A 20,857-nucleotide genomic window follows, 5' to 3' on the forward strand; every position below is an offset into this window, starting at 1 on the left:
TAAGCGAGGCTCGTCAAGGAGCCGCACATGACGCAATCCGTCACCACCCTGGCCAGCCGCCGCGCTGCGCCGTTCACACCCCCACTGGGCCGCCCCCTCCCCTCCTGTCAACGGCACATCTGCGCCCACGACGGTGCCACGCTGGCTACACACGCCCTCCGCAAGGGAGGTGCCGCATGACCCGCTCGACCCACCCTCGGCGCACTGAGCCCGATGCACAGCCGTTCCCCGACAACGATCTCTGCGCCCTGATCGAGGCCGATCTGAACCGCCTCACCGGCACGCTGTTCGTGATCGGTCATTTCTTCGAAGGCGCCGAAGAGGATGCCTTGCTACAGGCACAGGGACACGTCATCACCATGATCCAGCACGCGGCCAAAGTGGCCGATCGTGTGGTCACCTACTCGCAGCACGGCGTGCATCCGATGTCGGGCGCTGCGCAGGAAGAAATCAGGCAGGCCGCCGGCATCCTGGCCAGCCTCGAGGTCATGACGGCGACAACCGAGAAGGGCAGCGCTGCGTCGGACGCCGTGATGAGCAGCGCAATCGATGCGGCGCGTGACTGCATCGACCGCGCGCTTGCCTTGATGAGCCCGGACAGCGGCGAAGGGGTTCGGTACCAGGGCCTGTTTGCGCTGGAGACACGTCCCACGAACGAGGCGTCGGTAACGAGGCTGTAGCGTGGATGGAGCCTGAGGGGTCGACTTGGCAAAAGTCGCCTGCTCGGGTTGCCCGGGCGGGCGACATGCTCGGTCACGTGACCGATCGATGGTGGTTCAGTTCAATGAGCTAACGCGGTCACCCCAGAACGAGAACAGTCAGACCCGGAGCAATGCCAAGAACGCTGGGAGCTCTGTACAGAGCCTGGACAGGCAGGCACTTCGAACCGGAAAAACATCCGGAAAATCTACAGGAAATATTTCAGAAAATATACGAAAATCCCTTTCATACTCATATACATACCGATATGATCAACCGGAATTTAAACCGGAAAATCAATGCCATCTAAAGTTCAGCTTTACGACTCTCCTCACCAGTTCGAGCCACTGCTTCCCGCCGTGAAACTCGAACCGCTTATCGCGCGTACACGTGGCGTGTTTGAGCGGTCAATGGCGCTCAAGGGTGTGGTGAGCGCACCTGCACACGAGGCCCTCCGGGAACTGGTGCGGGAGATGAACTCGTACTACTCCAACCGAATCGAAGGCCAGGCGACTCATCCGGCGAACATCGCGGGTGCGTTGCGGCAGCATTTTTCCGACAAGCCCGATACGGCGCGGCGACAGCGGCTGGCCTTGGCCCACATCGAAGCAGAGCGCGAGCTCGAAGGCACGGTAGAGAGCGAGGCGCAGGCACTGAGCTCCGCCTTCTTGATCCGGGCGCATGCGGCCTTGTATGAGCGCCTGCAACCTGCCGAGCGTCAGACCGATGAAGGTCAAGTCGTCGAACCTGGGCAGCTTCGAAACAAAGAAGTCCGCGTCGGGCGGCATATCCCTCCTTCACATGGCTCGCTGCCTCGTTTTCTGACAAGAATGGATCAGGTCTATGGGCGGTTGCAAGGCATGGACGAGGTACTGATCAACATTGCCTGCGCGCATCATCGCGCAGCCTGGACCCACCCATTTCTAGATGGCAACGGCCGTGCCGTCAGGCTCCAGACACACTGCGCCTTGTCATTCATCAGCGGCGGCCTGTGGTCGGTGAATCGGGGCTTGGCGCGTCGTCAAAACGATTATTACGCCCATTTGGATTCAGCCGACGAACCCCGTCGCGGCGATCTGGATGGGCGTGGCAATCTAAGCCAGGCAGCGCTTCTGGAATGGTGCGACTACTTCATCGGCGTGTGCGAGGATCAGGTTGATTTCATGTCGCGCATGCTGGACATCAATGGGTTGAAAGAGCGAATTGCCCATTACGTCTTGTTTGAAAATGCAAGACACGGCTCGGCTTCGGGCTATCGACAGGAGGCCGTCTTGCCCTTGCAGATGACAGCCATAGCCGGCCCGATCGAGCGCGGCGATTTCATCCGCATGATGGGTCTCGAAGACCGCACCGCACGCAAAGCCATCTCCCGCCTCATCTCGGATGGCGTTCTGATCAGCGAAAGCCACAAGGCACCGCTGGCAATTGCTTTTCCTTTGAACTCGCTATCCATCCTGTTCCCCAATCTCTATCCCGAGGCGGCCTCCACGCTGGTGGACTGAATCTGCCACATGCCTCCCGAAGCCAACCGGGTCACCGCATACCCTACCCGAACATCGGCTCCGGCAGCCCCTTCACGCCCGGCCTGATCGACAGCAGCGCGCCAGACCAGGGCTCGTTGGCAAAGATCTCGGGGGCGATGGCTTTGGTGGCGGTCGAGATGTAGAGGGTGCCGAGGTCGTCGCCGCCGAAACACACGCAGGTGGGGTTGGTGGTGGGCAGGTGGATCACGCGGTCGACCTCGCCCTGGGGGCTGTAGCGGACGACCCGGCTGCCGGCGTAGACGGCGTTCCAGACATACCCTTCGGCGTCGACGCAGGCGCCGTCGGGCCGGCCCGGGGCGAGGGTTTCGTAGTCGACGAACACGCGCTGGCCGCTGATCTCTGCCGTGCGGGCGTCGAGGTCGAAGGCCCAGAGCTTGTAGCGGCGGGTGTCCGAGACATACAGGGTGCTGTCGTCGGGCGATGTGGCGATCGAGTTGCTGACGATGATGTCGCCGAAGTAGCGCCGTGCCGTGCCATCGGGCTCGACGCAGTACAGGCTGCCCAGCGGTTTCTCGATGGCGGCATCCATGGTGCCGACCCAGAAGCGCCCCTGATGATCGCAGCGGCCGTCGTTGAGGCGGGTGCCGGCGCTGGCGGGCTCGATCTCGACGATCTTGTCGAGCGTGCCGTCGGCCGGATCGAAGCGGTAGAGCGTGGTGTCGAGCGCGATCAGAAAACCGCCCTGGCGATGCAGGGCCAGGCTGCCCAGAAAACTGGCCCGGTCGCGAAAGTCGAAGACCTCGTGCCGCCCGGTCCGCTCGTCGTAGGCATGCAGTTGGGGCTGCTCGATGTCGATCCACCAGATCCGGCGGCTTCGCGGGCACCAGAGGGGTGTTTCACCGAGTTGATCGCGCCCGTTGAAGACGCAGCGCAGATCGGCAGAGATGGAATGGGGTGTCATGGTTCAGGAGAGTACGGGCTCGACTTCGATGCGTTTGACGTCGCCGAGCAGGAAGATGTACGACAGTGCGCCCAGCACGGCGAGGATGGCCATGAATGCCAGCGCCCACACGAACGAGCCGGTGGCCGCGACGATGAAGCCGATCACCAGCGGTGTGGTGATGCCGGAGAGGTTGGTCATGAAGCTGTAGATGCCGCCGGTGAGGCCCATGAGCTTGGGCGGTGCGATGTCGGCGACCACCACCCAGCCCAGGCCCACCATGCCCTGGCCAAAGAATGCGAGCGAAAGAATGGCGATGACCATCGCGTCGCTGTCCACGTAGTTGGCACCGACGATCATCGAGGCCATCAGCAGGCCGGTGACGATGGGCAGCTTGCGTGCGATGTTGGCCGATCCGGTGCGGCTCAGCAGCTTGTCCGAAAGCCATCCGCCGAACATCACGCCGACGCCGGCCGCCACGAACGGAAGGATCGCAAAGAAACCGACCTTCACCCACGGCATGTGGCGTTCGGTGGCGAGGTAGGTGGGAAACCAGGTCACAAAGAACACCAGTGTGGCGTTGCCGGCGAACTGGCCCAGGCTGGCACCCCAGATCTGGCGGTGCGAGAGCAGCATGCGCACGTTCTTCCAGGAGAACGGCACGCTGATGCTGGCCTGGTCGGCTGCGCCGCCGCCGGCCTTGATGTAGTCGAGCTCGGCCCGGTTGGCCCAGCGGCTTTCACCGGGTTCGCGGTAGCAGAGCCACCACACCGCGCCGAACACGATGCCGGCTGCGCCCACCAGGATGAACAGGGTCTGCCAGCCGTAAAGGCCCATGATGAGGAACAGCAAGGGGCTGAAGAATGCCAGGCCGATGTACTCGCCCACGGTGTAGATCCCCGTGGCACGGGCCCGCTCTTTCTGCGGAAACCAGGTGCTCACGACACGGCTGTTGGTGGGAAAACAAGGTGCTTCGGCCACGCCCAGGCCCAGCCGCATGGCCAGCAGGCTGTAGAGGCCGGTGGCAAAGCCCTGCAGCAGGGTGAACAGCGACCAGAAGGTGATGCTCAGAAAGTACGTGAGCTTGTTGCCGAAACGATCGAGGAACACACCGCCCGGAATCTGCGCTGCCGCATAGGTCCACGCAAAAGCCGAAAACACGATGCCCAGCATGGCCGGCGACAGCCCCAGATCCTGCGACAGCGAGGGGGCGGCAATGCCCAGCACCGTGCGATCGAGGTAGTTGATCATGGTGCCGGTGGCCAGCAGGGCCAGGATGCCGAAGCGCGCACGGGTGGGCTTGGCGGCGGCCGTCTGCGCGCCGTCGGCCTCGGCGGGCCGCCCGGAGGGCTCTTGTGCAAGGGGGGTAGTGGTACTCATGGATGGCCTTGTGGTTGTAGCGCCGGGGGTACCGGCTTGTCTTTGATGGCGGGAATGCGGCGAAAGCGATGCAATGCAATGCAATGCGGCGTGGCGTGGTCAGGTCAGGTCAGGTCAGGGCTGCAAGATCAGGTCTGCATGTAGCGCAGCACGGACTCGGCGGCTTGCCGGCGCAGCGACTGGACGGTGTCGGGCGCGGCCATGTCGCATCGGAAAAGCAGCGAGAACGTGGCGCGGTTCGAGACGTTGAAGAAGCTCAGGGCGCTGACCTGCCAGTGGATGTGCAGGGCATCGAGCCCCGGCCTGAAGAGGCCTTCGCGCTGACCGCGGTCGTAGATGCGCTGGATGACGCTGACCGCCTGCCGGTTGACATCCTGAACCACGCTGGACTTGGCCAGGTACTGCGCGTTGTGGATGTTCTCGATCATGATCAGCCGCACGAAGTACTCGATGTTCATGTGGTGATCGAAGCGGAACTCGACGAGCCGCGTCATGGCTTCGACCGGGGGGTACTCGTCGAAGTGCACATCGCGCTCGATGCTGCGGATGGTCTGGTAGCTGTTCTCGAGCACCTTGAGATACAGCCCTTCCTTGTCGGTGAAGTAGTAGTAGATGAGCCGTTTGCTGCAGTCGGTGCGCCGCGCGATCTCGTCGACGCGGGCCCCCGACAGGCCGTGCAAGGCGAATTCCTCGGTGGCCACGCGCAGGATGTCCTGGCGGTTGGCCTCGGGGTTGACCTTGGCTCGCCGGTTGACGGCCGGCGGCGCAGCAGGTGCAGGAGGAACAGGCTGGGTCATGGGTACACATTGAACTATTTAGTCCAATGAGTGTACCGTTTGGTTCAATGCAGGCCGCTAGCGTAAACCCTGATCCACGAGCTGTTCAAGGTTCACGCAGCGCGCTGTGAACGCGGGTCTTTCCCGCGCGGGTCAGAAGTCGTAGCGAACGCCGAGGTTGAAGCTTCGGGGTGCGCCCCAGGTGTACTGGATGCGCCCAAAATCTCTCATGCCCGAAAAGTAGGCCTTGTCGAACAGGTTGTTGACGTTGGCCGACACGCTCAGCTTGGGGGTGACCTGGTACCGTGCCATCAGGTCGAGCAGCCAGAACGACGATTGTTTGAGCACACCGGCGTTGGCGCTGCTCTGCCAGCGCGTTGCGGCGCCAAGGGTCAGCCCGCTCAGCATGCCGTCCAGGCGATAGGTGCTGGCCAGCTTGAACTGCTTGCGCGGGCTGGTGCTGGCACTGGTGAGGCTGCTGTCGTTCACGACGTAGCTGCCCTGCAGTTGCCACGAAGGCGTGAGCTGCCCGGAGAGTTCGAGCTCGTAGCCTCGGCGCGTGGCTTCGGAGACGGCCCGGTAGATCGCCGTGCCGTCCGAGAAGCTGTCGCCGGTGGCTTCGGCCGTGTTGCGGGTCTTCATCCAGAAATGCGCCAGGCTGGCATTGAGACGGCCGTCCAGGAACTCGCCTTTGGTGCCCAGTTCATAGGTGACGCCCTCTTCCGGATCGAGCGTCCGTCCCTGCGCATCGCGCGAGCTCTGCACATTGAAGATGCTGGCATAGCTGCCGTAGATCGACACGTTGCGATGGACATCGATGACCAGGCCGCCGTAGGGCGTGAGCACGCCGTTTTCCTTCAGGTCGTAGTTGCTCCAGGCGTAGGGCGTGACGTCGTACTGCCGGTAGTTGGTGACCCGGGCGCCGCCGATCAGCTTGACCGGATCGGCGAGGCTGAAGTGGCCGGCGGCGTAGACCGACCGACGGTCCGAGCTGAAGCGGCTGTGGTTGCCGACAGCCAGGCTGTCGAGATCGGGGCGCACGATGGCACCGCCGCCGTCGGCATAGTCCAGCCCGAGGTTCGACAGCCGGCTCGACGCCGAGAACTTCTCGCTCGTCGCACGCTGCGCATCGACACCGGCCAGCAGCTCGTGCGTGCGGCCGAACAGTTCAACCGGTCCTTTGACATCGAGGGCAAAACTCCGGTTGCGATTCTCGTAGCTCCGTGTCTGTGCGACGTCGATGGCCTGCGGGTTGACCGTCCACCAGATGCCCATCTCGCCCGGGGTCCGGGTCTGCTCGCTGCTGCCGCGCAGGCTGAGTTTCCAACCGCCGCCCAGCTTCTGCTCGATGCTGCCGAACAGCGTCCGCGATGTCTGCTTGTAGCCCGACCACGGCGCACCGACGTTGAAGGATCGGGGCTGAAGGCCGAGGTACTGGCCGGATGCGGTGTAGGCCTGGATCATCGAGGTATCGCCTGCGCCGTAGTAGTCGCGCTCGCGCCACGAAAGGCCGGCGCTGACGACGGTGTCGGGCGTGACATCGGCCTCGACCACGCCATAGAACGTCTTGTTGTTGTGTTTGACGCCATCCCGGAAGCCCTCGCCGTCTGCGGCCGCGACGACGAGTCGGCCGCGCAGCGTCTTGCCGTCGTTCAACGCGCCGCTGACGTCCCCGCTGGCACGGTAGTTGTTCCAGCTGCCGGCGCCGGCCGTGACATGGGCCTTGAAATCGGCGGTGGGTTTCTTGCGGACCAGATTGATGGTGCCGCCGTAAGCGCCGTCGCCGTTGATCAGGCCGGACGATCCCTTGAGCACTTCGACCCGGTCGTACTCGACCAGATCGTCCATCGAATAGAGTTTCTGGGAGTCGGTTTGCCAGCCGCTCGACAGCAGGCGCATGCCGTCGACCTGCAGGTTGGCCGACGATCCGCGGATCAGGATGTTGTTGGCATCGCCCTGCCGGTCGATCGCCACGCCGGGAGTCTGGTCGAGTACGTCGGCGAGGGTTTCAAGCTTGAAGTCTTCCATGCGCTGGCGCGTCATGACGGTCACCGATTGCGGTGTCTCGCGCAGTGTCAGTGCCAGCCCGGTTGCCGTGCCGCTGGGCCCCGTCTGCGTGTAGCTGCCGGTGCCCTCGGTGACCCCGCCATCGGCCGCAGCGGTGACGGTGACAGAGCCGAGCGTCACCTCGCGGGACAGGGGCAATGGCGCACCGGATAAGTCGCCGGATGCCGCGCGCAGCACAAAACTGCCGTCGGACACCGCATGAGCCTGAAGGCCCGTGCCGGCGAGCAGGCGCTGCAGGGCAGCCGTCACGGCGTGCCGGCCCTGCACGCCACCGGTCGTCTTGCCGCGAATCAGCTCGGGCGCGGCGCTGACGGTCACGCCGGCATCGGCCGCGAAGGCGATGAGCGCGTCCGACAGGTTGCCACCGGCCACTTGAAACGGCTTGGCCGCATCCTGTACCGACGACGGTGCCGTCTGCGCCCGGGCCGGGGCCGGCAGCGCGATCGATGCACCGAGGGTCAGCAGCACGGCGAAGGCTGTCTGGGTCAGCCTGGGGCTGGGGCGGGTGTTGGTACGTGCATGCGGCCAGGCATGGACGGCGGGCTGAGTAGCCATGTTGGAGTGTTCCCTCGAGCGGTGTCGGTTGTTGAAAAAAGTCTTCATAGAAGAAGACACGCAACACCCTCGAAAAGGGACACGGGTCTGAAATTTTTCTTGCAACGAGGCGAAACCGGGCGAGCCTCAGGTGGATTGCGCCCGGGGAACCAGGGTTGCCCAGTACCGCGTTCGGTAAACCACGTCCACCGGCAGCAGGTGGATGACGTTGAGCAGCACGGCCTCGGTATCGTTGAGCTGGAAAGCGCCGGTGATGCGAAGGTGGGCCACGGCCGGGTCGCATCGCACGATGCCGGGACGGTAGCGCGCCAGCTCCGCGGCGAACTCGTCCAGGCGCATGTTCTCGACGGCCAGAATGCCCCGTGCCCACTGCACCGACCCGGCCGCGGCCGTCGCGGTCGGCATCAGGGCGCTGGCGTTGAACGACACCTCGTTGCCGGCCTCGATTCGGCGGCTGTCCGAGCCGTCGGCCAGCGAGACCTCGACCGCGCCTTGCGTCACGGCGACGCGGCTGCGCCGGGCATCCTGGCGCACCGTGAAACGTGTCCCGATGGCCCGCACACGGCCGTGGTCGGTCTGTACGACAAAGGGCCGGTTGGCCGCATCCGTATCCGCGGCGGTCTCGATGTAGATGGCTCCGGCGTGGAGTCTCAGCAGCCGGATTGCGGGTCCATATTCGACATCGACCGCGCTGCCGGTGTCGAGCGTGACCCGGCCTCCGTCGGCGAGTGTCCACTGGCGACGTTCTCCGGTCGCGGTGGCAAACGTGGCGAGCCGATGCTGCAGGGAGCCGCTCTGCCAGGCCATCCACCCGGCCGGCACACCGACGATGAGCACCGCCAGCGCCTGAACGGCGGCCCGCTTGCTGACGGCAGATTGGCGCCGCGTCAGCACGGGCACGGCGATGGCCGATGGCAGGCCGCCCGCCTTGGCGCTGATCTGCGTGGCACGTTCCCAGGCCAGGCGGTGTTCTTCGGAGCGGGCCAGCCAGGTCTCGAAACCGTGCCGCTCATGAGCCGAGGTACCGCTATCGCTGAGGGTGACAAACCACTCGGCCGCTTCGACCGCGGCACGGCGGCTGACGGGCGGCGTGTTCTTTTCTTCGGCACGCATCGGGGTCATCGACACTTCATTCGCCTGTCGCCACGATGCATTCCGCCATGGCCTGGGCCATGTAGCGCTTCACGGTGCGCGAGCTCAGTTCGAGCTGGGCGGCGATCTCGTCGTAGCTCAAGCCCTCGACCTGCGACATCACAAAAACGGCACGGGCCTTCGGCGCGATGCCCGACAGCATCGCATCGATTTCCTGCAGCGTCTGCCGAATGATGAGCTGATGCTCCGGCGACGGCGCCATCGGCTCGGGCAGGATGGCGAGCGCAGCCAGGTAAGCCTGCTCGAGGGACTGGCGCCGCTGGTGATTGATCACCAACCTGTAGGCGATGGTCAGGATGTAGGCCCGAGGCTCCCGCACTTTCTCGGCATCGGTGTGCTCGGGCTGGAACGCCGGATGCGTCAGCATGCGGGTGAACGTGTCCTGAGCCAGGTCCGCTGCATCGAAGGCGTTGCCGAGCTTGCGTTTGATCCAACTCTGAAGCCAGCGGTGATGCTCGCTGTAGAGCGCAGCGACGTTGTGTCCGGTCAGACCAGGCGAGGTAGGCATAGGGCTCCTGGAGCGGCAGATCGTGCACGCCCATTGAATAAGAGTAATTCCCAATTGTAACGAGCTCTGGCAAGGTGTTTGGCCGTGTTCGGCAGCGGCGATGACGACACGCACGCCATCCCCTCGCAACGACGGGCCGTTGCGGCGTTGACAGACCCGCAAAAACCGGCAGAATCGCCGACTTTTTTCGCGACAGGAAGGTTCCATGCAACGGATTGTGATTCTGGGCAATGCGGGCAGTGGAAAGTCCACTTTGGCCCGCGCCCTCGGCCAGCGCCTGGGGCTGCCGGTCGTGCATCTGGACACCTTGTTCTGGGAGCCTGGCTGGATCGAGCCCGAAGCCGATCGCTTCCGTGCACGGGTGCGTGCGGCGGTGGCCAGCGAGACCTGGATATGCGAGGGCAACTATGCCCGGCGCACCTTCGATCTGCGCCTGCCTCGTGCCGACCTGATCATCTGGCTCGATACGCCGACAGCGACCTGCCTGCGGCGTGTGCTCGTGCGCAGCCTGTCGAACCGCCCTCGCCCGGATCTCCCTGCAGGCTGCCGCGAGAAACTCGACCGGTCGTTCCTGACTTTTCTGAAGTACGTCTGGACTTTCGATCGCGATTACCGCGCAGGCATCGAGGCGGCGCGTTCGAAGCAAGGTCCGCAGGTTCCTGTGATCCACCTGCGCGGTACCCGACAGATCGAGGCCTATCTGAACGGCTTGCCGGCGGCCTCTGCGGCCTGACTGCGGCAGGGGCCCCTGCCCTCACAACGCGTTCAGATCCAGGCGCACCACGCTGTCGAGTCCCCAAAGGGGCGCCCATGATGCTTGAACGCCGGGGGCAGGCTTTGCCGTCGCCCCGGGCCGATCCGGGCCCGGTTCTGCATGCCGGCCGTTCAGCCGGCGTAAACCCCGTAGTCGGTATAACCGCGGGCATCGCCGCCGAAAAGCGACTGCGGATCGAGCTCGGCCAGGGGCAGCTTGGCGGCATAGCGGGCCGGCAGATCGGGGTTGGCGACGAAGGGCCGGCCAAAAGCCACCAGATCGGCCAGGCCCTGGTTCAGGATGCGCTCGGCGCGCCCGGCGTCGTACTTGCCGGCGACGATCACGCGGCCCTTGTAGGTCTGGCGCAACGCGTGACGGAAGACCTCGGGAATCGCCGGCGCATCGTCCCAGTCGGCTTCGGCCAGATGGATGTAGGCCAGTCCCATTTCATCGAGCTTCTTGGCCAGCGACAGGATCGTCGGGATGATCTCGGGGCAGTTCATGTTGCGCTGCGTGATGAAGGGCGCCAGGCGGATGCCCGTGCGCTCGACACCGGCCTCGCTGGCCACGGCGGCCACCACCTCTTCGACGAAGCGGGTGCGATTGGCGATGCTGCGGCCATAGTCGTCCGTGCGGTGGTTGGAGGTGGTCCGCAGGAACTGGTCGAGCAGGTAACCGTTGCCGCCGTGGATCTCGACACCGTCGAACCCGGCCCGCATGGCGTTGGCTGCAGCCCGGCGAAAGTCGCCGACCACGGCACGAATGTCGTCGACGGTCATCGCGCGCGGCAACGGGCAATCGACCATGCGGCCGACACCGTCCTCGCCCACCACCCAGACCTGCGCGTCGGGCGACAGCGCAGAGGGCGCCACCGGCACGCCATCGGGCTGGAAGCTGGCGTGCGACATGCGGCCCACATGCCAGAGTTGCACGACCATGCGGCCGCCGGCGGCGTGCACGGCATCGGTCACCCGGCGCCAGCCGGCCACCTGCTCCTCGCTGTAGATGCCGGGCGTGAAACTGTAGCCCTGGCCCTGGCGCGAGACCGGCGTCGCTTCCGAGACGATCAGGCCGGCGCTGGCGCGCTGGGCGTAGTAGCGGGCCATCAAATCGTTGGGCACGTCACCGGGCTGGCTGCTGCGGCTGCGGGTCATCGGCGCCATCACGATACGGTTGGGCAACTGCAGCGGGCCGAGCTGCAGGGGGTGGAACAGGGACGAGGTCGACATCATGGCGGCTCTTTCGTTCGGTGGGTTTCGGGATCGGGCTTCAAACCGGCTGGGAAGCCTGGGGCTGCACGGCGGCCATCGGCAGGGCCGCCTTCTTCTTGCGTTCGGCGAAGGCGATCAGCACCAGGCCGATCAGCGGCACGCCGGCGGCGAGAAACGGCACACTCGATGCACCGATGGACGCGTGGTCCACCGCAAAGCCGCCGATGATGCCGCCCAGGGCATTGGCGATGTTGAAGGCCGAGATGTTGGCCGTGGCTGCCAGTTCGGGCGCGTTGCCGGCGTTTTGCATCACCCGCATCTGCATGGGGGGCACGTTGGCAAAAGACGCGACGCCGAAGACCATGGAAGCGATCACGAAGGTGACGATGTGGCCGGTGGAAAAGCCCACGATCAGCAGCGAGACGATCATGGCGAGGACACCGCCGAACAGCGCCTTGCGCAGATTGGCGTCGGCGGCACGGCCACCGATGGCATTGCCGGCCACCAGGCCCAGGCCGACCGCAGCGAGCAGGCCGGTGACACCTTGGGGCGTCAGACCCACCACATGCTGCGCCACCGGGGCGATGTAGCCGTAGAAGGTCATGAAGCCGGTCCAACCGAACATCGTAATGGCGAGACTGAGCCACAGTTGGGGATTGCGGAAGGCGCTCAACTGGCCGGCCACCGATTCGACTTTTTCGGAAGCGATGTGCGGCACCAGCGCAGCGATGGCGGCAATGGCCACGACACCCAGCGCGGCCACGACCCAGAAGGTGGCAGACCAGCCATACGCATTGCCGATGAAGGCGCCGGCAGGCACGCCGAGCACATTGGCCAGGGTCAGACCGGCGAACATCTGGCCGACCGCACGGCCCGCCATGCTCTGCGACACCATGCGGGTGGCGACGACGGCACCGATGCCGTAGAACGGCCCCTGGGCCAGGCCCGTGATGACCCGGCTCACCAGCAGCACGGTGTAGTCGTGGGTCAGGGCCGACACGAGGTTGCCGATGGTGAACAGCACCATCAGGCCGATCAGCACTCGCTTGCGATCGAAGCGGGCGAGGTAGATGGTCAGCACCGGGCCGCCCAGCACGATGGCCAGCGCATAGGCGGTGATGAGGTTGCCGGCGGCGCCGTCGCTGATACCCAGCGATTGGGCGACTTGCAGCAGGATGCCGGCAATCACGAACTCTGCAGTGCCGATGGCAAATGCAGCCAGTGTCAGAACCCAGACAGCCAAAGGCATGCGGGGCGAGGAAGAAGAGGCGATGGAGGTCACGGTAGGGGTCCTTGAAGAGATGTAGCGATGATCCAAGAATGACCTCATTGGAAAAAGAGGCTAAAACATGCAGGCATCTTCAAATATTGCTTTAATATGATCCGCACTCGCATCACGACCACGCCCCCATGAAAGCTCTACAGGATCTCGACATCTTTGTTCGCACCGTGGACACCGGGAGCCTGTCGGCCACCGCCCGTGCGCTCGACTTGACGCCTGCGGCCACCAGCGCCGCGCTCAAGCGGCTGGAGGCGGAGCTGGGCGTGCTGCTCTTCGTACGCTCGACACGAAGCCTGCGCCTGACCGAACAGGGCGAGCAGTTTCTCGAGCAATGCCGCCCTGCCCTGCAGGCACTGCAGCAGGTGAGCCAGCAGCTCGGCGCCGGAGAACAGGCGCTGCGCGGCACGCTCAAGCTGGCGGCGACATCGGATTTCGGGCGCAACCTGCTGCTGCCCTGGCTCGACGAGTTCCAGAACCTGCACCCGGGGGTCGATATCCGCCTGCAGTTGTCCGATCGCATGGCCAATGTCTACAGCGAACCGGTGGACGCCGCGTTTCGTTACGGCAAACCGCCGGATTCGAGCCTGGTCGCGCTGCCCCTGGCGCCGGCCCACCGCCGGGTTCTCTGTGCGTCACCCGACTACCTGGCCAGGCACGGCATGCCGGAGACACCGCACGAACTGGCCCAGCACGACTGCCTGTGCTTCATGTTCGGCGAGAGCGTGCACGACCGATGGGCCTTTTCCAGGCAGAACGAGGCCGAACTCACCGTGCGCGTCAAGGCCGTGAACGTTTCGAACGACGGCGATGCGGTCAGGCGCTGGGCGGTTTTGGGCAAGGGCATCGCCTACAAGTCCCGGTTCGACGTGGCGGTGGATCTGGCGGAAGGCCGCCTTCGGGTGCTGTGTCCCGACTGGACGACGGAAGCGGCACCGCTGTTCATGGTGCTGCCCAGCCGCCGCCAGTTCACGCCCCTGCTGCGCTGCCTGCGCGACTTCATCGGCCTGCGCACGGCAGAGCTCGAGCAACTGGGCGCTCAGACCGCCGCGTAGGCCCCCGTGCCTCCCGGCCAGGGCGTCAGTACGTCGTACCCTTCGGGCGTGACGGCCACCATGTGTTCCCACTGGGCCGACAACGATCGGTCCCGGGTCACGACGGTCCACCCGTCCGGCAACTCTTTGGTTTCGCGGCCGCCGGCGTTGAGCATCGGCTCGATCGTGAAGATCATGCCCGGCTCCAGTTTCAATCCCTCGCCGCGCCGTCCGTAGTGCAGCACCTGTGGCTCGTCGTGGTAGACCTGACCGATGCCGTGGCCGCAGTATTCGCGCACCACGCTGAAGTGCTCGCGCTGCGCGACCGATTGAATGGCATGGCCCACATCGCCCAGCGTCGCACCGGGCCGCACCTGCCGGATGCCGGCCAGCAGGGCCTCGTAGGTGGTATCGACCAGCCGCCGGGCCAGCACGCTGGGGGCACCGACAAAAAACATGCGGCTGGTGTCGCCGAACCAGCCGTCCTTGATGATGGCGACGTCGATATTGACGATATCGCCCTGCTTCAGGATCTTGTCGGGCGAGGGAATGCCGTGGCAGACCACCTGATTGACCGAGGTGAGGATGGTCTTCGGATACCCCAGATAGCCGAGGTTGGCGGGCACCGCGCCCTGCACGTCGACGATGTACCGGTGGCAGACCCGGTCGAGCGCCTCGGTGCTCACCCCCGGTACCACGTGAGCCTCGATCATGCCCAGAACCTCGGCCGCGAGGCGGCCCGCCTGCCGGGCCATCTCGATGTCGGAGGCCGAGCGGATGGGAATGCCGCGAGCCATCAGTGTTTCCCGGCCGAGGTTGCGGATGCGGATGCGGGCGCAGATGCGCGCGGCGACTTGCCGGGCTGCGCGGAGACCGCTGCGACGACATCGAGGCCCCCGGCGAGCTCGGCCTGGATCAGCAACTGGCAGATCGCGCGATGATCCAGCTCGGGATGCAGCTCGGCCAGCATGCCGACCCGCATCCAGTGCTCGGCCTGCGCATTGATCGACCGGCTCAAGGCGTTGCCCGCCACGCGCAGGTTCTCGTGCATGAGGTCTGAAATTTTGACGATGCCCATCGTTAGACTTTATATGAAACGTATATGAATTATATATAAAACATATCAAGCTGCAAGACCGCAGACCGATCGATCTGGGCGAGCCCAACGTTCGATCATGGCTCTGCGCCGTGTCCTCGAACGGTGAGGCTACAATTGAGATCAATTCTCATGCCCAAAAACACCGAACGCCGCAGCAATGCCTGATTCCCTGCCGACCGTCCCCGCCAGCCGAGACCTGATTCAGGGTTGGTATGTCGATCATCACCGGTGGCTGCAAGGCTGGCTGCGCCGGCGGATGGGCAATGCGTTCGATGCGGCCGACATCGCCCACGACACCTACGAGCGGCTGCTGGGCAAACCCAACGGCGAACTGGGCGACGTGCGCGAACCCCGCGCTTTCCTGACGCAGATCGCCAAGTCGCTTGCGGCGAATGCCTTTCGCCGGCGTTGCGTCGAGGAAGCGTTTCTCGAATCCCTGGCGCATGTCCCCGAAGACCTGGCCGTTTCGCCCGAACAGCAGGCCATCGTGCTGCAGGCCCTGATCGAGCTCGACCGTCACCTCGAAGCGCTGCCGGCACCGGTTCGCCAGGCGTTTCTCATGTCTCAGGTCGACGAGATGAAACAAGCGGATATCGCCGAGGCGCTCGGTCTGTCGCTGGCGACGGTCAAGCGCCACATCGCGCGGGCGGTGGTCCATGTCTGCCTGCTTGCGGATGCGGTGCCATGACGCAGGCGCCCGCAACGACCGAGGCCTTGATGCAGGCGGCCGAGTTCCTGGTCGATCTGCAGGCGGACGCGCTCACGCCGGACGAGCATGCCTCGATCACGTCGCGGCTGACGGCCTGGCGCACGGCGAGCCCGGATCATGAATGGGCCTGGCAACGCGTCATGGCCATGGGCGCGCGCCTTCAGCCGCTGAGCCCGCAACGCACCCATCGCACCAGCACCGCGATTCTGTCGACGGCGGCAAGCAAGGCCGGGCGCCGCAAGGCGATCAAGCAACTAGCCTGCGCGGCGATCGGCGGCGCGGCCGGGCTGGTCGTCTGGCGGCAGAGCGACACCGCTCCGGTCTGGCTTGCGGCCTGGGGCAGCGACATCCGCACCGGCACCGGCGAACGCCGCAATCTCGAGCTGCCGGACGGATCGCGCCTGCAGCTCAATGCCGACAGCGCGGTGTCGATCGTGTTCTCGGCAGTCGAGCGCACCGTAAGGCTGATCTCAGGAGAGCTCTATGTTCATTCGGCCCCCCTCGCCCCGGATCGCAGCCTGCCGCTGAGGCTGACGACACGCCATGGCCGGATCGAAGCCGGCGAAGCGCGCTTCGGCGTGCGCCAGCGGGAACACCTGGCGACCGGACTGTTCGTGGACGGTGGGCGCGTCGAGGTCGGTCTTGCACGCGCCGGAACCCCGGCCGCCACACGGGCCGTTCGGGCGGGAGAGTCGATGGTGTTCGAGGGCGGTCGACTGGGTGAACCGCAAGCATCCCGCGCCGCGACGACGGCCTGGACCCGGGGCATGCTGATCGCGCAGGACATGCCTTTGGGCGAGCTCCTGGCCGAGCTCTCGCTCTTCCGCTCGGGTTACCTGGGCTGCGACCCGGCGATCGCCTCGTTGCGCATCAACGGGACGTTTCCTCTGCGCAGCGCCGAAGACACCGACCGCGCACTGCGGATGCTGGTGGCCGAGCATGCGCTGGCCGCTCGTTACGTGACGCGTTACTGGACCCGTCTTTCGGCCGCTGCCTGATTTTTTTCATTCCCTGTGAGCCTTTTCAGCGCGTTCGCGTGGCAACCGGGTGTGGACCTGCAACCGGCAGGTTCTTCAACCTTTGCAAAACAAGCGAAAGAGGGAAAAGCATGGGATGCCCCAAAGGCCTGCGGGCCAGGAACCTGACACTGAGTCTGAGCTGCGCGTTCGGGCAATGGAACGACATCGGCCGGGTCTTGACGGCCGCTGCAATGGCCGCCGTGGTGTCGTCGGCCCATGCCCAGGCGCCGACGGCGCAGGCCTACGACATTCCCCCGGGCCCTCTGGCCGCCACGCTGAGCCGGCTGGGCAGCGAAGCGGGCATCCTGCTGTCGATCAATGCCGACCTGACGCGGGACCGGCAGAGCAGCGGCGTTCGGGGCACGCTGTCGGTCCGGCAGGCCCTGGATGCGGCTCTGGCGGGCACCGGCCTGGAAGCCCAGGCCGAAAACGGCGGCTACCGGCTCAAGGAAACCCCGGACGTGCAGCGCGGCACACGCGGCGGCTCGGCCTCGGCCGCCGGCGTCACGCTGGCCGAAGTGCGGGTGGTCGCGTCGGCCGAGCACGATGCCACGACGGAGGGAACCGGCTCCTACGCGACCAACGCCCCCAGCGCCACATCGACCCGTCTGCCTCTGGAATGGCAGGAGACCCCGCAGTCGCTGACCGTCATCACCCGGCAACGGCTCGACGATCGCAAGCTCGACACGGTCAGCGGCGCGGTCGAGACGGCCGTCGGCGTCACCGCCTTCCGTCAAAGCATGGGCAGCGACCTGAACGCCGGACTGATGTCGCGCGGCTTCTCGATCGCCAACTACGAGGTCGACGGCATCCCCAGCTCGTCGCAGTTGCGCGTGGGTGAATCCACGGTTCTGTACGACCGCGTCGAGATCGTGCGCGGCGCGACCGGCCTGATGAGCGGACTCGGTTCGCCGGGCGCCACCGTGAACCTGATGCGCAAACGCCCCACCGTGGAAACACAGCGCAGCATCAGCATCGATGCGGGCAGTTGGAACCGCCGCGGCGCCACGGCCGATCTGTCCGGCGCTTTCAACGAAAGCGGCAGCCTGAGGGGTCGCCTGGTGGTCGACGCACGCAACAGCGACTCGTGGGTCGACCGTCTGCGCAGCAAGACCGCGACGGCCTACGGCATTCTCGAAGCCGACCTGACGGATGCCACGCTGGCCACCGTCGGGTTCAGCTACCAGCAGGACCGCAACACGGCACCGCAGCGCACGGGGTTCCCGCTGTTCAACAGCGACGGCTCGCGGCTGGTGCTGCCGCGATCGTTCAACAGCTCGCCGGACTGGACCTATTACGACGAGAACTTCAAGAACGCTTTCGTTTCGCTGGAACACCGGCTCGACAACGGCTGGCGCGGCAAGCTCGAGTACAACTACCGCCAGTTCCGCTACGACGGCATCGTCAGTTACCTCGACGGTAGCTTCGATCCGATCACCGGCCTGGGCGGCGTCGTCCAGCCCGCGCACTGGATCGGCGCGCCCGAAGAAAACGCCCTGGACGGGTACGTCACGGGCCATTTCCCGCTGTTCGGCCGCCAGCATGAACTGGTGGCGGGCTTCACGGTTTCACGGACCGAGAACCGCGATGCGCCCTCGTACGGCTGGTTCCTGGGACCGTGGACGGGCTATGACGGCACCATCGGCAGTATTCAGGGTTGGAACGGCAGCGCAAACGTGCCGGTGTTCGATCTGGCCAGCCGAGGCGACACCAAGGTCGAGCAGGATGCGGCCTATGTGACGTCCCGGTTGCACCTCACCGACGCCGCGACACTGGTCACCGGCGCCCGCATCACCGACTGGAAACAGACGACCGTCACCCGGCCGGTCACTGGCGTGGCGAGCCGCACGGTCCAGCAAGAAAAAGGCATCGTGACGCCGTACGCGGGTCTGGTCTACCGCTTCGACGAGACGTGGTCGGCCTACACGAGCTACACCCAGATCTTCAATCCGCAGCCCTACGGCACCCTCGACATCAACGGCCGCCAAATCGATCCCGAGGAAGGCACGAGCATCGAAGGCGGGGTCAAGGCCAACCTGCTCGGCAACCGCCTGCAGGCCAGCGCCTCGGTGTTCAGAACCCGGCTCGACAACAGCGCCATGCGCGACGAGAGCATTGCCAGCTACCGTGTATTCATCGCCCGCAAAGGCCTGACTTCGCGGGGCTTCGAGTTCGAACTGGCCGGAGAGCCCCTGTCGGGATGGAACCTGAGCGCCGGCTACGCCTTCACCGCCACCGAGGACGCGGAAGGCGCCCGGACCATGACCCAGATCCCGCGCAACAGCGTCAAGCTGTTCACGACCTACCGGCTGCCGGGTGCGCTGCGCGCCGTCACGGTGGGCGGCGGCATCAGTTGGCAAAGCGAGAACGGCTACCCCGGCTACTACATGCAGGGCAGCTACGCCCTGGCCAGCCTGCTCGCGCGCTACGAGATCAACCGGGATCTGACGGCCACACTGAACATCCAGAACCTGTTCGACCGCAACTACTACACGGGCACGGCGACCCATGCGCTGTACGGCTCGCCGCGCAATGCGGTGGTCACGCTGAAGTACAAGTTCTGAGCGCCCGAGAGCGTCTGCGGTCGGGCGGGCATCGTTCGTTTACAGAGGCCGACAGGGCTTTGCCAACCGCTCCTACATGCCGCGCGCACGCTTGTCCCGATACTCGGTTTTTATTCGAAAAACGGAGCATTTCATGCGCAAGATGATTTTGATGGCGATCGCCGGTTATTTCTGGAAAAAGTACAAAGCGAACAAGGCAGGCGCGCCGCGAGCCACGGCGACACGCCGCTGATCGATAAACGAGTCGCTGAAGGCGGTGCATGCAGGCGATACAAAACCCCTGCTGCACCGCTTTATCGCCTTGGAATATATCTCGTTACCAGAATGGGGGACATAAGCCGTGGTCTTTTACTCGATACCTGTTAAATATGAGAAGTGCCCAACTTCTCGCGTCAAAGAAAAAATCCCCAACTCGTTGCCCTCGGGCACGCGATAAAACGCATCCGCCTGATCAACAAGTTTTCTCAGGAAACACTGGCCTTCACGGCCGATCTCGACCGCTCGTACCTGGGCCGAGTCGAGCGCGGCGACAACAGCGTCGCGGTGCTCACGCTGAGCAAGATCGCTGCCGCGCTGGGGGTGACCATGAGTTATCTGTTTGCGGATGCAAACTTGTGAGCGGATGCGAATTCAAAATCTACCGACATCAAACCCGGATAGAACCGTCCATTCGCACCGAGCTCTACCTATTCATCGCCCCGAAAGAGGTCGAATTCGATGCGGTGGCCCAAGGCGAAAAAATCGCGCCCGAAACGGCACCCCACTGAAAACAAACCGACCGAGTGGAATACCGCATTCAGGACGGCACATAACCGGCCAGAGCGCAAACAAGAGTCGGCTGACCCTTTTCAAATTCTCAGGCAGCGGCCCGTGGCTGGGCGTTCTCCATGCTCTTGAGCACATTGGCCGCGGCCTTCTGCACATGCTCGCTGCACAGCCGGGCTGCGGTGTCGCCGTCCCGGTTCTCGATCGCGGAGACGATCGCCTCGAGCTCGGCCAGGGTCTGGTCGAGGCGACCCGGCTGCGCCATCGAGATGCGCCGCAGCACCGTCACCCGGTTGTTGAGCTGCTTGAGCATCTGTCCGGCGACGACGTTGCCGCAGCCTTCGATCAGGATGTCGTAGAACTGGTTCTTGAGCGCCAGCACCTCGTCCTTGCGCCCTGCCGCGTGGACCGACGACAGCTCGGTCAGCTTCGCCCGCAGCGATTGCCGCTGCCCGGTGCTGGCCTGCAGCGCAAAAGCCTTGCCGGCCAGGCTTTCCAGACTGCCGCGCACCGCATAGATATCGCGCACCTCCTGCGCCGAAATCGTCGTGACTTCAGGCCCCCGGTGTGGAACGATGGTGATCAGACCCTCTGCCTGCAGATGCTGCAGCGACTCGCGCAGGCACGACCGGCTCACGTCCAGGCTCTCGCACAGTTCGCGCTCCGACAGCTTCTGGCCGGGCGTCAGCACGCCATCGAGGATGGCCGTGCGCAGCATGGCCGTGGTCTTCTGACGCAGTGAGGTTTCTTCGCGGGGAACACGCAACATCTGGCTCATGCCGATTTCCTTGTCTTTCTGATGATCCGATTGTCATACATCAGACGAAAACAATCCACAATCCCGATCTTCCTTAATTATGAT

General features: G+C 64.8%; 19 protein-coding genes. 8 read left to right on the forward strand and 11 right to left on the reverse strand.

Going from position 1 to position 20,857, the window contains the following annotated elements; genetic code table 11:
• The first annotated feature begins 176 nt into the window (after positions 1-176).
• Together EC845_RS16755 and EC845_RS16760 are read left to right on the forward strand one after the other, a co-directional pair.
• Entirely contained in the window at positions 177-680 is a 504-nt protein-coding gene (locus EC845_RS16755; protein ID WP_123299285.1) for a hypothetical protein, read from the forward strand.
• 378 nt (positions 681-1,058) lie between these two features.
• On the forward strand, positions 1,059-2,201 hold the full coding sequence (locus EC845_RS16760; RefSeq protein WP_233598126.1) for a Fic family protein: 1,143 nt from the start codon (positions 1,059-1,061) through the stop codon (positions 2,199-2,201).
• Positions 2,202-2,244: 43 nt separating this feature from the next.
• Here the strand turns inward: EC845_RS16760 and EC845_RS16765 are convergent, their stop codons facing one another.
• The 6 genes from EC845_RS16765 to EC845_RS16790 form a co-directional block, all read right to left on the reverse strand.
• Entirely contained in the window at positions 2,245-3,144 is a 900-nt protein-coding gene (locus EC845_RS16765) for an SMP-30/gluconolactonase/LRE family protein (RefSeq protein ID WP_123299287.1), read from the reverse strand.
• Between the two features lie 3 nt (positions 3,145-3,147).
• Positions 3,148-4,503: an MFS transporter gene (locus EC845_RS16770; RefSeq protein ID WP_123299288.1), complete on the reverse strand. Its 1,356-nt coding sequence runs from the start codon at positions 4,501-4,503 to the stop codon at positions 3,148-3,150.
• Between the two features lie 128 nt (positions 4,504-4,631).
• A complete protein-coding gene (locus tag EC845_RS16775) occupies positions 4,632-5,300 on the reverse strand; it encodes a TetR/AcrR family transcriptional regulator (RefSeq protein ID WP_123299289.1) in 669 nt (222 codons plus the stop codon).
• Between the two features lie 132 nt (positions 5,301-5,432).
• Complete coding sequence (locus EC845_RS16780) at positions 5,433-7,901, reverse strand: TonB-dependent siderophore receptor (RefSeq protein ID WP_123299515.1); 2,469 nt, start codon at positions 7,899-7,901, stop codon at positions 5,433-5,435.
• Positions 7,902-8,027: 126 nt separating this feature from the next.
• Positions 8,028-9,023, reverse strand: a complete 996-nt coding sequence (locus tag EC845_RS16785) for a FecR domain-containing protein (RefSeq protein WP_233598127.1) — start codon at positions 9,021-9,023, stop codon at positions 8,028-8,030.
• 7 nt (positions 9,024-9,030) lie between these two features.
• Positions 9,031-9,561: a sigma-70 family RNA polymerase sigma factor gene (locus EC845_RS16790; protein ID WP_123299290.1), complete on the reverse strand. Its 531-nt coding sequence runs from the start codon at positions 9,559-9,561 to the stop codon at positions 9,031-9,033.
• 205 nt (positions 9,562-9,766) lie between these two features.
• Here EC845_RS16790 and EC845_RS16795 point away from each other — a divergent pair, with 205 nt between their 5' ends.
• Positions 9,767-10,294, forward strand: a complete 528-nt coding sequence (locus EC845_RS16795; protein ID WP_123299291.1) for an AAA family ATPase — start codon at positions 9,767-9,769, stop codon at positions 10,292-10,294.
• Between the two features lie 152 nt (positions 10,295-10,446).
• On the opposite strand, the gene EC845_RS16800 is transcribed toward EC845_RS16795, so the two are convergent.
• Positions 10,447-11,544 carry an alkene reductase gene (locus tag EC845_RS16800; protein ID WP_123299517.1) on the reverse strand — a complete coding sequence of 366 codons (1,098 nt, stop codon included), beginning with the start codon at positions 11,542-11,544 and terminating at the stop codon, positions 10,447-10,449.
• 40 nt (positions 11,545-11,584) lie between these two features.
• Entirely contained in the window at positions 11,585-12,808 is a 1,224-nt protein-coding gene (locus EC845_RS16805; RefSeq protein ID WP_199739830.1) for an MFS transporter, read from the reverse strand.
• A gap of 128 nt (positions 12,809-12,936) precedes the next feature.
• On the opposite strand from EC845_RS16805, the gene EC845_RS16810 reads away from it, so the two are divergent.
• Positions 12,937-13,860, forward strand: coding sequence for a LysR family transcriptional regulator (locus EC845_RS16810; protein ID WP_123299293.1), 924 nt, complete (start codon positions 12,937-12,939; stop codon positions 13,858-13,860).
• Here EC845_RS16810 and map read toward each other — a convergent pair.
• Together map and EC845_RS16820 are read right to left on the reverse strand one after the other, a co-directional pair.
• Complete coding sequence (gene map, locus EC845_RS16815; protein WP_123299294.1) at positions 13,845-14,636, reverse strand: type I methionyl aminopeptidase; 792 nt, start codon at positions 14,634-14,636, stop codon at positions 13,845-13,847. The genes EC845_RS16810 and map overlap by 16 nt on opposite strands.
• A complete protein-coding gene (locus EC845_RS16820; protein ID WP_123299295.1) occupies positions 14,636-14,917 on the reverse strand; it encodes a ParD-like family protein in 282 nt (93 codons plus the stop codon). Before EC845_RS16820 ends, map begins: the two co-directional genes overlap by 1 nt.
• Before the next feature lie 178 nt (positions 14,918-15,095).
• Here EC845_RS16820 and EC845_RS16825 point away from each other — a divergent pair, with 178 nt between their 5' ends.
• The 4 genes from EC845_RS16825 to EC845_RS16840 all read left to right on the forward strand — a co-directional run bounded on the left by EC845_RS16825 (position 15,096) and on the right by EC845_RS16840 (position 19,848).
• Positions 15,096-15,626, forward strand: coding sequence for a sigma-70 family RNA polymerase sigma factor (locus tag EC845_RS16825; RefSeq protein ID WP_123299296.1), 531 nt, complete (start codon positions 15,096-15,098; stop codon positions 15,624-15,626).
• Positions 15,623-16,645 carry a FecR domain-containing protein gene (locus EC845_RS16830; RefSeq protein WP_123299297.1) on the forward strand — a complete coding sequence of 341 codons (1,023 nt, stop codon included), beginning with the start codon at positions 15,623-15,625 and terminating at the stop codon, positions 16,643-16,645. The genes EC845_RS16825 and EC845_RS16830 overlap by 4 nt, the downstream gene beginning before the upstream one ends.
• Positions 16,646-16,755: 110 nt before the next feature.
• Entirely contained in the window at positions 16,756-19,230 is a 2,475-nt protein-coding gene (locus EC845_RS16835; protein ID WP_148077324.1) for a TonB-dependent receptor, read from the forward strand.
• A 375-nt stretch (positions 19,231-19,605) separates the two neighbouring features.
• A complete protein-coding gene (locus EC845_RS16840) occupies positions 19,606-19,848 on the forward strand; it encodes a helix-turn-helix domain-containing protein (RefSeq protein WP_123299299.1) in 243 nt (80 codons plus the stop codon).
• A 238-nt stretch (positions 19,849-20,086) separates the two neighbouring features.
• Here EC845_RS16840 and EC845_RS16845 read toward each other — a convergent pair whose 3' ends face one another.
• Positions 20,087-20,773 carry a GntR family transcriptional regulator gene (locus tag EC845_RS16845; protein WP_123299300.1) on the reverse strand — a complete coding sequence of 229 codons (687 nt, stop codon included), beginning with the start codon at positions 20,771-20,773 and terminating at the stop codon, positions 20,087-20,089.
• Positions 20,774-20,857 lie beyond the last annotated feature (84 nt).

This window comes from Comamonas sp. BIGb0124 (genome assembly GCF_003752175.1).
In the GTDB taxonomy this organism is placed as follows: Bacteria; Pseudomonadota; Gammaproteobacteria; order Burkholderiales; family Burkholderiaceae_C; genus Comamonas_F.

Excerpts from the sequence above, each read along its gene's own strand:
- EC845_RS16800 (WP_123299517.1), bottom strand. The coding sequence starts at position 11,544 with ATGTCGACCTCGTCCCTGTTCCACCCCCTGCAGCTCGGCCCGCTGCAG.
- EC845_RS16820 (WP_123299295.1), bottom strand. The coding sequence starts at position 14,917 with ATGGGCATCGTCAAAATTTCAGACCTCATGCACGAGAACCTGCGCGTG.
- EC845_RS16795 (WP_123299291.1), top strand. The coding sequence starts at position 9,767 with ATGCAACGGATTGTGATTCTGGGCAATGCGGGCAGTGGAAAGTCCACT.
- EC845_RS16825 (WP_123299296.1), top strand. The coding sequence starts at position 15,096 with ATGCCTGATTCCCTGCCGACCGTCCCCGCCAGCCGAGACCTGATTCAG.
- EC845_RS16770 (WP_123299288.1), bottom strand. The coding sequence starts at position 4,503 with ATGAGTACCACTACCCCCCTTGCACAAGAGCCCTCCGGGCGGCCCGCC.
- EC845_RS16780 (WP_123299515.1), bottom strand. The coding sequence starts at position 7,901 with ATGGCTACTCAGCCCGCCGTCCATGCCTGGCCGCATGCACGTACCAAC.
- EC845_RS16810 (WP_123299293.1), top strand. The coding sequence starts at position 12,937 with ATGAAAGCTCTACAGGATCTCGACATCTTTGTTCGCACCGTGGACACC.
- map (WP_123299294.1), bottom strand. The coding sequence starts at position 14,636 with ATGGCTCGCGGCATTCCCATCCGCTCGGCCTCCGACATCGAGATGGCC.
- EC845_RS16765 (WP_123299287.1), bottom strand. The coding sequence starts at position 3,144 with ATGACACCCCATTCCATCTCTGCCGATCTGCGCTGCGTCTTCAACGGG.
- EC845_RS16790 (WP_123299290.1), bottom strand. The coding sequence starts at position 9,561 with ATGCCTACCTCGCCTGGTCTGACCGGACACAACGTCGCTGCGCTCTAC.
- EC845_RS16835 (WP_148077324.1), top strand. The coding sequence starts at position 16,756 with ATGGGATGCCCCAAAGGCCTGCGGGCCAGGAACCTGACACTGAGTCTG.
- EC845_RS16785 (WP_233598127.1), bottom strand. The coding sequence starts at position 9,023 with ATGACCCCGATGCGTGCCGAAGAAAAGAACACGCCGCCCGTCAGCCGC.
- EC845_RS16845 (WP_123299300.1), bottom strand. The coding sequence starts at position 20,773 with ATGAGCCAGATGTTGCGTGTTCCCCGCGAAGAAACCTCACTGCGTCAG.
- EC845_RS16830 (WP_123299297.1), top strand. The coding sequence starts at position 15,623 with ATGACGCAGGCGCCCGCAACGACCGAGGCCTTGATGCAGGCGGCCGAG.
- EC845_RS16775 (WP_123299289.1), bottom strand. The coding sequence starts at position 5,300 with ATGACCCAGCCTGTTCCTCCTGCACCTGCTGCGCCGCCGGCCGTCAAC.
- EC845_RS16755 (WP_123299285.1), top strand. The coding sequence starts at position 177 with ATGACCCGCTCGACCCACCCTCGGCGCACTGAGCCCGATGCACAGCCG.